The 13,362-nt window shown below is 35.4% G+C and carries 13 protein-coding genes; 10 read left to right on the top strand and 3 right to left on the bottom strand.

Translation table 11 applies throughout. The features are described from left to right. Positions 1–12 precede the first annotated feature (12 nt). The gene (locus HYD3684_RS01070) at positions 13–2,235 is read right to left on the bottom strand and encodes an EAL domain-containing protein (protein WP_015418850.1); all 2,223 of its coding nucleotides are present in this window, start codon (positions 2,233–2,235) and stop codon (positions 13–15) included. Positions 2,236–2,363: 128 nt separating this feature from the next. Between HYD3684_RS01070 and HYD3684_RS01075 the strand changes: the two genes are divergently transcribed. The 10 genes from HYD3684_RS01075 to HYD3684_RS01120 are packed head-to-tail and all read left to right on the top strand — an operon-like array spanning position 2,364 to position 11,440. Next, a complete protein-coding gene (locus HYD3684_RS01075) occupies positions 2,364–2,597 on the top strand; it encodes a hypothetical protein (RefSeq protein WP_012513259.1) in 234 nt (77 codons plus the stop codon). Beyond that, positions 2,566–3,120, top strand: a complete 555-nt coding sequence (locus tag HYD3684_RS01080) for a transglycosylase SLT domain-containing protein (RefSeq protein WP_015418851.1) — start codon at positions 2,566–2,568, stop codon at positions 3,118–3,120. Before HYD3684_RS01075 ends, HYD3684_RS01080 begins: the two co-directional genes overlap by 32 nt. A 10-nt stretch (positions 3,121–3,130) precedes the next feature. Beyond that, entirely contained in the window at positions 3,131–4,255 is a 1,125-nt protein-coding gene (locus HYD3684_RS01085; protein WP_015418852.1) for an FtsW/RodA/SpoVE family cell cycle protein, read from the top strand. After that, the gene (murG, locus tag HYD3684_RS01090) at positions 4,237–5,304 is read left to right on the top strand and encodes an undecaprenyldiphospho-muramoylpentapeptide beta-N-acetylglucosaminyltransferase (protein ID WP_015418853.1); all 1,068 of its coding nucleotides are present in this window, start codon (positions 4,237–4,239) and stop codon (positions 5,302–5,304) included. Before HYD3684_RS01085 ends, murG begins: the two co-directional genes overlap by 19 nt. Continuing rightward, entirely contained in the window at positions 5,301–6,389 is a 1,089-nt protein-coding gene (locus HYD3684_RS01095) for a GGDEF domain-containing protein (RefSeq protein ID WP_015418854.1), read from the top strand. Before murG ends, HYD3684_RS01095 begins: the two co-directional genes overlap by 4 nt. A 41-nt stretch (positions 6,390–6,430) precedes the next feature. Then, a complete protein-coding gene (gene nuoE, locus HYD3684_RS01100) occupies positions 6,431–6,895 on the top strand; it encodes an NADH-quinone oxidoreductase subunit NuoE (protein ID WP_015418855.1) in 465 nt (154 codons plus the stop codon). Next, complete coding sequence (locus tag HYD3684_RS01105; RefSeq protein ID WP_015418856.1) at positions 6,870–8,147, top strand: NADH-quinone oxidoreductase subunit F; 1,278 nt, start codon at positions 6,870–6,872, stop codon at positions 8,145–8,147. Before nuoE ends, HYD3684_RS01105 begins: the two co-directional genes overlap by 26 nt. Positions 8,148–8,163: 16 nt before the next feature. After that, complete coding sequence (gene ilvD / locus HYD3684_RS01110) at positions 8,164–9,828, top strand: dihydroxy-acid dehydratase (RefSeq protein ID WP_015418857.1); 1,665 nt, start codon at positions 8,164–8,166, stop codon at positions 9,826–9,828. Positions 9,829–9,837: 9 nt separating this feature from the next. Next, a complete protein-coding gene (gene tgt, locus HYD3684_RS01115) occupies positions 9,838–10,968 on the top strand; it encodes a tRNA guanosine(34) transglycosylase Tgt (RefSeq protein ID WP_015418858.1) in 1,131 nt (376 codons plus the stop codon). A gap of 16 nt (positions 10,969–10,984) precedes the next feature. Continuing rightward, the gene (locus tag HYD3684_RS01120) at positions 10,985–11,440 is read left to right on the top strand and encodes a hypothetical protein (protein ID WP_015418859.1); all 456 of its coding nucleotides are present in this window, start codon (positions 10,985–10,987) and stop codon (positions 11,438–11,440) included. Positions 11,441–11,515: 75 nt separating this feature from the next. Here the strand turns inward: HYD3684_RS01120 and aroD are convergent, their stop codons facing one another. Further along, positions 11,516–12,169, bottom strand: a complete 654-nt coding sequence (gene aroD / locus HYD3684_RS01125; RefSeq protein ID WP_015418860.1) for a type I 3-dehydroquinate dehydratase — start codon at positions 12,167–12,169, stop codon at positions 11,516–11,518. Continuing rightward, complete coding sequence (gene aroC, locus HYD3684_RS01130; protein ID WP_015418861.1) at positions 12,169–13,326, bottom strand: chorismate synthase; 1,158 nt, start codon at positions 13,324–13,326, stop codon at positions 12,169–12,171. Before aroC ends, aroD begins: the two co-directional genes overlap by 1 nt. Positions 13,327–13,362 lie beyond the last annotated feature (36 nt).

Genomic DNA, 13,362 nt, shown 5'->3' on the forward strand with positions numbered 1-13,362 from the left:
TACAATGATAGCTTACACCTTTACGCTTCCGTCTTTTGGGTTTTGTTGAGAGCTTGGCATACTGGTATCCCGTGGCAGACTTGCAGTAAGCTTTTTATATTCTTCTTCCAAAGCGTTTGGTTTATGAAGGTAAAACCCTTGGAAAAACATAAACTCTTTTGGAAAATGAATAGACGAAGCAATGTTTGTTAGAGCTTCCAATATTTGGTTGCTGTCTACAAACTCGTATATCACCCTAAGCTTGTTTCTTTTACAAAACATGGTGATAGTTTCCACCATAGACATATAAACCTGTGAATCCAATATTTTCTTTACTATAGCACCGTCTATTTTTATGGTTTTTATAAGACCCGACTCCGAAAGCTCTCCTATAAGCTCGTAATTGGTGTATCCTGTGCCAAAATCGTCTAAGGCAAGGTAAAATAAATGATCTTTCATATCGTTTTCAAACAATTCTTTGTTGGTGGTGATAGCGTATTCGGTAAGCTCTAAGTTTAGCATAACCTCATTTTGTGATAGTGTTTTTATGAGTTCTTTTAAAAGCCCTACTGCTTCATCGTTTTCAAGAGAAGGTGGATATATGTTTAGATAAAGCTCGTTGGTTATAGCTTTTATCTTATCTACATTTTCCAATAATTTACTAATAACCGCTATATCAAGTAGCGTCATCGCATTTTCTCTTTGGAGAATGTTTATAAATTTATAAGCTGGTATATAATCATCACCTTGTTTTATCCTTACAAGCACTTCAAAAAATCTGTTTTTTAAATTTTTATCGTATATCCATTGAATAAAAATATCTACATCTTTATTTTTCACTTTCTTTAAAACGATATCTTTTAGCTCTAAGTTTGCCTTTGCTTTTTCCAAGAGCTCTAACTTTCTATCACTTACATCTACTACCACTAAAGGTGGTGCAAGTTCTTTAAATTTTGTTTTTGACTCTTCTTTTATTATATTTATAATTTCACTCAGTTCTTCTGAAGATACTTCAAGAAATCTATTTATATCAAACTTATATATATAAAATACTGGGTGGTTGCCAATCACAATACTTGATGCTCTTAAGTCTTCTGCCAACAATTCTATATCTTTCATTAGATCGTTGTAAAAGCTAATAAAATTGTAAGTTAGATCGTTGTTTAAAAATACATAGAACTCATTTTTAACTCTAGTGAAAAACAGTTGGTTGAAATTTTCCATATGTTTGACAACAGTGTTTTTTAGCATTTCTAAAATTGTTTCACATTCTTTACCAAACTGTCTATCCGTCCTGGATCCAAAAAAGTTAACCACTAAAAGAGACAGTTTGTCCTTATACTTTTTGTTGTTTAATATCTGTGGTATAAGTATTCCTTTGTCTTGATTCCAACGACTTGAGATAAGTTCATAGTTGTATATAAGCTCATATACAGCGTTTATAGCGTAGTTTGATATAGAAACAGCATGCCTGTAATCTTTTGAAAGATAATAACCTATAAACTGGTTTATGTAATTGTGAATATCTTTGTGTACTTCTATGGTTTTTACCCTAATAGCTTCTGCACCAAAACTCATTATGTCAAAACCAAGCCCATGAAGAATCTGCCCTACTTTGCAATCAATGTGGCTTTGTATCTCGGCTTTGAGATGCTCTTCAGAAGCTTCTTTAAAAGCTTTTTGTAAAGCTTCTAATTTATTTTTTATACCTTCTTTAAAAAATGAGTCGTATTTTGAATAAGTATGTATGTTGTCACCATTTATTATAAAGCCGATAGCGTGATCTATAATACCTTCTATATAAGCATCGGCAGTGGTTTTATCAAGCATCTCTTTTAACCTCATTATGGTAGTACTTTCTAACCCAAGCTCTTCTTGATGAAGTTTTAAAAGATCTATGTAATAATCTATGGAATCAAACATGGTATCTCTGCTTATACCAAGCTGGTAATGTCTTTTGGCTACAGTTTCAAGTTCAATCTCAGCGGTTTTTAGAGCGGTATCATCGCATTTCTGATCTAAGGAACGTTCACAGTTACTTTCTTGCTCTGAGAAATGCCGTTGGCACACTTCATCTTTTTCTTGGATAAGTTTTATTATATTGTAAAGCACTTCAGATTGGGCTTTTATTAGTTTTTCAATTGTAAAAGGTGAGTTTAAAAACGCTGATGCATGGTAATCTTGTAAAAAGTGTGAGTAAAACTCGCTGAATATCTTATGAGATATAGATGAAAACTTCTCTTTTTCTGCAATCATAAGACGCCTCCATTTTAAATATAACATAAATTATTAATTTTTTTCCATAATATGTATTAGTATTTTTATTTGGACTTCTTTGGACAAATGAGACTTTTAGTTTTTGGCTTTTAACGATATTAAAATTTATGAGAGATTTAAGTTTAACGGCGGTAATTATCAACGTGTTTGTGGGGCTGTTTTTGTTCTTTTTCAAGAATAAGCTTGAAACTCTTGAAAAGGAGATAGAAAACCTAAGGCAGAAATCTGTGATAAAAGAAGACTATCACAGGGAGCTTGATAGGTTTTTCAAAGAAGTGTTTAGAAGACTTGACAGATTGGAGGCTTACTATGTGGGACAAAACCAAGCTAAAAAGCGTTAAAAACCTCTACAAGGAGGAAGTGCTGCAGATACCGGCTATTTTTAAAAACAAAGATGACTACGTGGCGTTTTTGATGGCGCAGTCTTATCAAGAATCTGGGTGGAATGAAGAAAGCGTTTCTAAAACAGGTTGTAAAGGCTTTGCTCAGTTTGAACTATCCACTTGGAAATTTGTTTGGAAAAAGCTCCTAAAACATGAAGAAATACCAAGTATATGGGACATAAAAGCTCAAATAATAGCCCAACATACTTACATGAAATACCTTATAAACGCCGTTTCCAAGAAAGAAACCATGTTACCAAGGCAGGAAATACTAGCTTATTCTTTGATGGCTTACAACGGTGGTCTTGGCGTGGTGGAGTGGTGCTTAGAATATCACGGTGTTGTTTCTGTAATAGCTTTAAGAGATTATAGAAATTCTCACAAAAGCACATACCCCGATGAAAATAAAATTTTTGAAATTCTAAACTACCCAATATCCATCTTTAACATATGGCGTAGCCTTCGAGAAATTGCTGTATAATATGTGATAAATGAGGTTTTACATTAAAGAATGGGATGAAATCATACTTGTAAGTGTATTGCTTTTATACATAATAGGTCTTGTAAACATAGCGAGTGCAAGTTTGGTGGGCAGTGTATTTATAAAATTTAGTTTTTCTACTTATAAAAAACTTATATTTCAGCTTGGTGTTGGTATTGTAGGCTTTTTTATGGCTGCTTTGATTACTAAATTTGATTACGAAAAGCTTAAAAACCCAAAGGCCATATATAGTATTATATCTTTAAATATTTTTTTACTCATAGTGGTGCTTGTAATAAAGTATGCCAAACATATGCCTGTAAATAGATGGCTTTTTGGTGAAAGTTTACAAGTGTCAGAATTTTCAAAGATTATAAACATTGTTTTTTTAGCTTACTATATAAGTAGAAAAGGTGAGGTTAGTGCTACGAAGGAGCTTTTGTTTGCTTCCTTTTTGGTAGCCTTCCAGTCTTTTCTGATATTTTTAGAACCAGATAGGGGAAGTGCTATTTTTTTACTTTTTATTGCTTTTATAATGCTTTGGATAGGCAACGCTCCTCCTAGGGTTTTATATCCGGCAACGTTTATGTTTGGTGTGCTGGGGATTCTTTTTTTACTTTTAAAAACTGGCGGAAACTATGTGGAAGGTCGTTTTGCGGCGTGGTTAAACCCTTTTGCCAAGGCAAACACAAAAGGCTATCAAATTATACAATCTCTTTTTGCTTTTGCCCACGGTAGGTTTTTTGGGGTTGGTATTGGGGAGGGCATTCAGAAAGAGGGTTATCTACCAGAAATAGATACCGATTATGCTCTTGCTCTAATAGGTGAAGAATGGGGATTTTTGGGGGTTTCTTTTGTGGTTTTTTTATATGCTGGACTGGTTTATAGGATATTTAAAATATCTGATTTTGCTGAAAATAGCTTCGGCAAGCTTATTGCGTTTGGCATAGGTATGTATATAGCTACGGAGTCCATATGGAATATGATGATGGCTATGAATGTAATACCCTCAAAAGGTATAGCTCTACCATTTATAAGTTATGGAAGCTCAAATTTGCTTGCTAACCTCCTTGCTATAGGTCTTGTGATGTCTGTTTATAGAAAAGAAAAGAAACCATGGAAAAAACTTTTTTAGTATCAGGCGGTGGAACCGGTGGACATTTTTTCCCTGCTGTTAGTTTTTTAGAGCTTTTAAAAGAAAAGAATATAAATTCTTTCTATGTGGGCTCTTCTTATGGTATAGAGAAAAAACTTCAAGAAGATATACCCTCTAAAAATATTTTTCTTGATACAAAAGGCTTTGTTGGTAAAGGATATCTTGATAAGTTAAAATCTCTTTATCTTATGGGAAAATCCGTATACTTTTTAAATAAAAATATTAAAGATGATTTTATGGGAGTTGTGTTCGGAGGTTATGCCTCTTTACCCGTAGGGCTTTTGAGTATATTAAAAAGAAAACCTCTTTTTCTACATGAGCAAAACTCTATTCCAAGCCTTACCAATAAGCTTCTTTCTAAAAAAGCAGATGTTTGCTTTACAACGTTTAACTATACCTCTAAGTTTTTTAAAAATGCTTTTAGAGTAGGTATGCCTATTAGAAAAGAGTTTTTGAGCTTTTACGATAAAAAAGAACTTCAAAAGGAGTTTAGTATAGAAAGCCCTTGTGTTTTGGTAATGGGTGGGTCTCAAGGGGCAAAAGCTCTAAACGATGTTGCCGTAGAGCTTTTTAAGAAAACAAACTTTAACGGTATCATCCTAACAGGTGAAAAAAACTATGAAGAGGTTTCAAACGCTCTTAAAAGCCTAAAACGGGTGAAGGTTTTTCCTTTTTTTAAAAAGATGTATAAGCTTATGAGAGCTTGCGATGTAGCTATGTCTCGTGCTGGGGCAAGTACTGTGTATGAGATGGCTGTAGTGGGCCTTCCGGCTGTGCTTGTACCATATCCGTATGCTGCATACAATCATCAGTATTACAACGCTTTGGAGATAAAAGATTTAGGCGGTGCTGAGCTTATAGAACAATCTAAATTAGATTATGATAGTCTTATAAAAGCCTTAGAAAATATTCTAAATGATTTAGAAAGCTATTCAAAAAATATATCTTCTTTTTGTATAAAAACCGAAGGAAATGATATAATATTACCACAAGAGCTTATGCTTGAAAAAATACGAGGTATATTATGATAGACTATAAAACTAGGTTGCTTGAACTTTTAAAGAGGTATCATATTAAAAAAGATACTGCTAATATATTTTTGGAGCTATTTGAAAGGCAAAATAACACTGGGATTTTTGAAAATCTTAACCAGCAAACTTATGATAGTTTAAATGTTTTGAAACGTTTTGGAATAATTGATAAAGATATTAAGAATTTCCCTAAAATTAAACAGATACTTTTAAACACCGACGAATGTTTTAAAAAACGTATAAGTATAATGTTTGATTATCTAAAGGATTTTATATACAAGTTTTTGGATTTGCTTTGCAATTTTACCGAAGATGCTATTTACGACTTTATTTTAGATTGTATAGAACTTGGCTTTACTTTGGAAGAAGAAAGTGAAAATATCTTTGATTTTTATAGGGCTCAAAATATCTTATCTTCCTATACTATAGACGCTATAAGAAAGTATAAAGAAGAGCATCAAGATGAATCCATTGATATCTTTGGCCTTACCGCTTCTTTTGTAAAGTTTTCCCATTTTGTTTCAGAAGTAGTTTCTTTATCTTACTATGAAAAGCTTCTTACAGACAAAGTATATGAGGTTTATGAAAAATCTACAAAAGATCAACTTTCTAACCTTTACAATAGGACAAAGTTTAACGATATCAAAAATTATGAATTTGTCAGGTCAAGACGGTATAAAATACCGCTATCTCTATGCATGTTTGATATAGATGATTTTAAGAAAATAAACGATACGTTTGGCCATCTTGTGGGTGATAAGGTGATAAAAGAGCTTGGCAAGGTTGTTTTGGATAATGTTAGAAAGTCCGATATACCGTTTAGATTGGGTGGTGAAGAATTTTTAATATTGTTTACCCATACTAATTTAAACGAAGCTAAGTTAGCCTGTGAAAAGCTGCTTAACAGGATAAGAAATATTGAAATAAAAGAAGGTGATAATATTGTTAAGTTTACCGTAAGCATGGGTCTAACGGAGTTAAAAGAAGAAGACGATAGTATTGAAAAAGCAATTGATAGGACTGATAAAGCTCTTTACATGGCAAAAAAGAACGGTAAAAACCGTATTGAGATTTTGATATAAATTAAGTTGCAAAAATAACTATAAAAGCTTAAAATGTATATATGCTAACTCAAGAGATAAAAGAGGCTATAGAAGGTCATATAAAGTATTTCGGGTCTAAAGAGGAGGCTTTGTTGCTTTCTCTTCACTCTATTCAAGAGCATCTTGGCCACATACCAGAAGAGGCTTTGGAAGAGCTCTCGGAGATTTTAGATATGCCGCTTCATCATATAAAAGGTGTTGTGGCGTTTTATGAGATGTTTGATACAGGCGAAAAAGCCAAGCACCGTATATACGTATGTAACAGCATAGTTTGCTATCTTCTTAAAAGCCACAGAGTTTTTAGCGCTGTAAAAGAACTTCTTGGTATAGAGCCAGGCCAGGTGACAAGAGATGGTATGTTTAAGCTTGTGGAAGTCCAATGCCTAGGTGCTTGCTCAGAAGCGCCAGTTTTCATGGTAGACAACGATATCTATAGATACGAATCAAAGGAGAAGCTTCATGAAATACTTGCCAAATATAGCTAATATACACGCTGAAACAGAGCTAAACCTTCTTCTTAAAAGAGCCAAACGTAAGCGAACCGCCGATATAAAAGAATATTTAAAAGATGGTGGCTATCTTGCCTTAGAAAAAGCCCTAAGCATGAAGCCTGAAGACATAGTAGAAGAAGTGGATAACAGCAATTTAAGAGGAAGAGGTGGAGCTGGTTTTCCTACTGGTAGAAAGTGGAAATTTTGTCTTCAAAACAAAGCCCCTAGATACTTAGTGTGCAACGCCGATGAATCAGAGCCAGGCACTTTTAAAGACAGGCTTATATTAGAAAGAGATCCTCATCTGCTTTTAGAGGGCATGATTATATCCGCTTACGCTCTTGGGGTCAATAGAGCTTACATATACATAAGAGGTGAATATCCAGCCGGTTATTATATATTAAGAAACGCCATAGAAGAAGCTAAAAAAGAAGGGCTTTTAGGTAAAAATATATTAAACTCTGGTTTTGATCTTGAAATACTTGTTTCAAGAGGAGCAGGTGCTTATATCTGCGGTGAAGAGACGGCTCTTCTTAACTCTATAGAAGGTAAAAGAGGACACCCAAGGTTAAAACCACCTTTTCCAGTGCAGGTGGGCTTATGGGGTAGGCCTACAGTTGTAAACAATGTAGAAACGTTGTCAAATATCCCCATTATTATAAATTTAGGTTCTGAAGGCTATAAAGAGATAGGCCCTATGGATTATCCTGGTCCTAAGCTTTTTCCAGTGAGCGGTAAGGTGAAAAAACCAGGTGTTTATGAGCTTCCCATGAATACAACCCTAAGAGAGGTTATATTTAAATACGCTGGTGGGACTATTAGAAATGTTCCTATAAAGGCTGTTTTCTCTGGAGCTCTTGATTGTCTTAGCGTAAATGAACTAGATACTCCTATGGATTACTCACAGTTTGGCTTTGGCGGTACTGGTACCGTGATAGTCCTAACTGAAGAAGACGATATAGTAGAAGCTTGTTATAAGATAGCTGAGTTTTATGAACATGAGACTTGTGGTTTTTGTACACCTTGCCGTATAGGATGTCACGAACAAGCATATTTACTTGAGAAGATAGTAAAAGATGAGGCTACACCCCAAACGTGGGAAGGTCTTAGGTTTGTGACAAAGTATATTCAACCCACTTCTGTTTGTGGTCTTGGCGCTGTGGCCAGTAGGCTTATCAAACAAGCCATGGAAAAGTTTCCAGAGGATTTTGCCAAAAAAGAACAAATGTCTTTTGTAAATATTTAAAGTTTGGAGGTTTTTTATGAGAAGCGATATAATACAAAAAGGTTATGACAAAGCCCCGCATAGATCTTTACTGAGGGCTTGTGGTTTTAAAGATGAGGATTTTGGAAAACCTATCATAGGTGTTGCTAATTCTTATATAGATATTGTGCCTGGGCATGTACATCTTAGAGAATTTGTAGAGCCTATAAAAGAAGAGATTAGAAAAGCAGGTGCTATACCAGTAGAGTTTAACACCATAGGTGTAGATGACGGTATAGCAATGGGACATTACGGTATGCACTACTCTTTGCCAAGTAGAGAGCTTATAGCAGATGCTATAGAAACCGTTGTAGAAGCTCATCAGCTCGATGGTCTTATCTGCATACCAAACTGCGATAAAATAGTCCCCGGTATGCTAATGGGTGCTCTTAGAGTAAACGTGCCTACGGTGTTTATAAGCGGCGGTCCCATGGCTGCTGGTAAAATAGGAGATAAAAAAGTAGATCTTATATCTGTTTTTGAAGGGGTTGGCAAGCTAAACAAAGGCGAGATAACAGAAAAAGATCTTCTTGTTATAGAGCAAAACGCTTGTCCTTCTTGTGGTTCTTGTTCTGGGCTTTTTACGGCAAACTCTATGAACTGCCTTACTGAAGTGCTTGGTCTTGGACTCCCAGGAAACGGTACTATCTTAGCCATAGACCCAAGAAGAGAAATGCTTGCAAGGGCTGCTGCAAGACAAATAGTAGAACTTGTGAAGATAGATTTAAAACCAAGGGATATAGTTACAAAGGCATCTTTTGACAATGCTTTTAGAGTGGATATAGCTATGGGTGGATCTTCCAACACTGTGCTTCATCTTTTGGCTATTGCAAGAGAAGCAGGTATAGAGTACAAAATGGAAGATATAGATAAAATCTCAAGAGAAACACCTACTCTTTGCAAAATATCCCCTTCTTCAGATTATCACATGGAGGATTTGGATAGGGCTGGCGGAATAAGTGCTATCATGAAAGAGCTTCTTAGAAATGGTTTACTTGACGGCAAACAAAGAACAGTTACTACAAAAACTATAGAAGAAATTGTAAAAGATGTAGAAATAATGGATGAAAACGTAATAAGACGTATAGACAACGCTTATTCAAAAGATGGCGGTCTTGCTATACTATTTGGTAATTTGGCACCAAAAGGAAGCGTGGTAAAAACTGCCGGTGTTGCCAAAGAAATGCTACAATTCAAAGGCAAAGCTATTTGTTTCGATTCTGAAGAAGAAGCTATAGATGGCATAAGAGGTGGAAAGGTAAAACCAGGCCATGTGGTGGTCATAAGATACGAAGGTCCAAAAGGCGGGCCTGGTATGAGAGAGATGCTAAGTCCTACTTCCACCATAATGGGCATGGGACTTGGAAGTTCTGTGGCTCTTATTACAGATGGAAGATTTTCTGGTGGCACAAGGGGAGCTTGCGTAGGTCATGTTTCCCCAGAAGCAGCAGCTGGTGGTCCTATCGGTATTGTTCAAGATGGTGATGAAATACTTATAGATATACCCAATAGAAAACTTGAGCTTTTAATATCTCAAGAAGAGTTTGATGCTCGTTTAAAAGCTTTTAAACCAAAGGAAAAACCTATCAAAAGCTCATGGCTTAAGCGTTATAGAAAACTCGTAAAAGATGCTTCAGAGGGGGCTATTTTATCTGCGGATTGATATTAGTTGATGTTTAAGATAGAAAAAACCGATGGTTTAGCAAGGGCTGGAGTTTTATCTACTTCACATGGTGATATATTAACACCTGTTTTTATGCCGGTGGGTACAAAGGGTACTGTAAAAGCCATGACCCACCGTTTGTTAGAAGAGCTTGGTACTCAAATCATCCTTGGAAATACTTATCATCTTTACCTAAGGCCAGGACCTGAGCTTATAGAAAAGTTTGGAGGTCTTCATAAATTTATCAACTGGAATAAGCCTATTCTTACAGATAGTGGTGGTTTTCAAGTGTTTTCTTTGTCTAAGAAAAACAGCTCAAACGTTAAGATAACAGATGATGGAGTTTATTTTAAAGACCACCTTCAAGGGGACAAACATCTTTTTAGCCCTGAGAGAGTGATAGAAATTCAAGAGATATTTGGCTCAGATATCATGATGCCAATAGATGAGTGTATATCACTTCCGGCTTCTTACGAATATACAAAAGAAGCTCTTTATAGGACTATAAGATGGTTAGAGCGTTCTAAAAAAGCCAAAAAACGAAAAGACCAAATGCTTTTTGGCATTGTTCAAGGTGGTGAATACAAAGATTTGAGAAAGCTTTCTGCAAGACTCACTGTAGAATTTGATATGGATGGTTATTCTATTGGCGGGTTGTCTGTGGGGGAGTCAAAAGATATCATGTATTCTATGACCTATTACGTTGTAGAAGAACTGCCGTTTGATAAACCCCATTATCTTATGGGCGTTGGAAAACCAGAGGATATATTGGAAGCCATTTCTCTTGGTGTTGATATGTTTGATTGTGTAATACCTACAAGAAACGCTCGTACTGGGCTTTTATACACATCAAAAGGTGAACTTGTTTTAAGACATGAGCGCTACAAAGAAGACCCAAGACCTGTGGATGAAGAATGTGAATGCTATACATGTAAAAACTTTTCAAGGGCTTATTTGAGACATCTTTTTATGATGGAGGAAATATCTTCTTATATTTTAAATACTATTCACAATCTTCACTTTTTCTTAAATCTTACCAAAAAAGCCAGAGAAGCTATAATCCAAGGTAGGTTTTTGGATTTTAAAAACGAGATGTTAGAAAAGTTTAATATGAAAAATCATAGCATAAATGCAAACTAAATCTAAATTTTAAACTATGAATTTAAAATCTTGGAGTTATTATATACAGCTAAGAGCTTACGACGAATCTGGTAATGTAAAAGAGGATTCTGCTCTTTACATAGTAGGTCTTCCCATTACTGATGATGTACTAAAGGCTGTAGAGATGGAATGCTATGCTCAGAATTACATACCTCAAGAGTTTGCCATAGCTTACGGCAAAGCTTACGCCATAGGCACAGACATAGATATAAAAAACCTTAGCGATTACAACCTAAACGCTTACGATAAGGCTACAGATCTATATATATTTAACGAAAATGTTAACTTTCATGAAGGATTAGAACAAGTTTTTAGGATTTTATTAGAACAATCTTTTAAAGATTTTGAACCAAGCAAAATAGAACCAGTTATAGATGTTGGTATCCCTCCGATAGAAACCTTGCGAGAGGTTTTTGATAGTGTGGTTAAACATTTCTTACCTCCTATGTAGCTGTCTTCATCAACCTACGACAAGTATGCCACGCAATAGTAAAATGCGATTCCACCGCTCTAAAGTTATGGTAAATTATCTTAAATAAAACATCTCTTTTAGTTTAAGCATCTCTTCTAAAGAAAGCTGTCCTGGGGCGTTTGGTTTTTCCAAATATGCGTAGCTTATGAAAGAACCGAAGATAAACCCAGCTATTCTTGAGATTTTGCCAAACTCTCCCATAGATATGAGTATTTTTGGTGTTTTTATATCGCTAGCACTACACATAAGCCTTGCCACATCTTCGTAGGAGTTTGCTTTTAAAGCGATTTTTGGAATATCTCCATATCTTAGGGCTTCTCTTATGGTTTCTTTTATAACAAAGTTTGCCGGTGTCATTTCAAAGTTGTGATAAGAGACGATAAGTTTTTTGTTGTACTCTTTTGAGAGTCTTGATATATAGGTTATTATATCTGTGGAAGAAAGCTCTATATCTGTATAATCAGATAAAGGCATAAGCTTTTCAAACATTTCTACTCTGTTTTCTACATAAGCTCCGCCTTCTTTTTCACTTCTTATAGTTAGTATCGTTTCAAAACCATTTTCTTTTGCTTTTTTTAAAAGCCCAGATACAAAGCTTATATCTTTGTTGGAAAAGTAATCTACTCTAAATTCTAAAATATCCGCATTTCTGGCTTTTACTAAAACCTCATCAAAATTTTCATCGGTTATTGGTATAGCTATTTTCATTAAAATGACCTCACGTATTCAAGGTATTGGTTATAATTTATTATAAGCTCTTCCATGGAATCTGCGCCAAATTTTTCTAATATATGATGAGCTATTACAAAACTAAGCATGGCTTCTCCTACAACTGAAGCAGCTGCTATGGCTGTTACATCGCTTCTTTCTTTGCTGGCTTTTATCGGTTCTTTTGAGATAATATCTACGCTTCTTAAAGGGTTCATAAGAGTAGGTATGGGTTTCATGGCAGCTCTTACTACTATAGGCATTCCATTTGTCATACCACCTTCGGTGCCACCGAGATTGTTTGAATACCTAGTATAACCGTTTTCGTATCCTATCTCATCCATCACTTTTGATCCAAAAAGCGTAGCCCCCTTAAAACCAAGTCCTATCTCCACTCCCTTTATAGCTTGAATGCTCATCATAGCTTTTGCTATATCCCCGTCTATCCTTTTGTCCCATTGTATATAAGATCCAAGCCCAGGTGGTACATTTACAGCCACTACCTCAAATATTCCACCAAGACTTTCCCCTTGTTCTTTAGCTTTGTCAATATACTCTATTACCTCTTGGTCTTTGGCTGGGTCTACAAATCTTACGACAGACTTTTCAGCTTCTTTGGCATTGATAGAAGGATCGTCAGATGGTGGTGTTGCAGATATTTTCCCAACGCTTAAGACATAACTATAAACTTCTATGTTTAAAGCTTTTAATAAAAGCTTACAAAAAGCCCCTATCGCTACTCTTGAAGCGGTTTCTCTGGCAGAAGCCCTTTCTAAGACGTTTCTTAAGTCTTTTTGATTGTATTTTATACCACCTATCAAATCAGCATGTCCAGGTCTTGGCCTTGTAAAATCTTTAAAATCTTCTGGTTTTTGACCAAAAGGAGCCATTTTGTTTTGCCAGTTTTCCCAATCTTTGTTTTTTATCTCTATGGCTATAGGAGCACCGGTGGTTTTTCCAAACCTAACCCCAGATAAGATATTGGCTTTGTCTTGCTCTATAGCCATACGCCCGCCCCTTCCGTATCCGCCTTGTCTTCTTCTTAGTTCGTTGTTTATAAAATCTATATCCACTTCAAGGTTTGATGGCAACCCTTCTAATATAGATATAAGAGCTTGTCCATGAGACTCACCAGCACTTAAAAATCTTAAACCCATAGTATTAATTATACATCAAAGTGTGCTAACGGGCAT

Origin of the sequence: Hydrogenobaculum sp. 3684 (assembly GCF_000213785.1) — a bacterium.
Classification (GTDB): Bacteria; Aquificota; Aquificia; order Aquificales; family Aquificaceae; genus Hydrogenobaculum.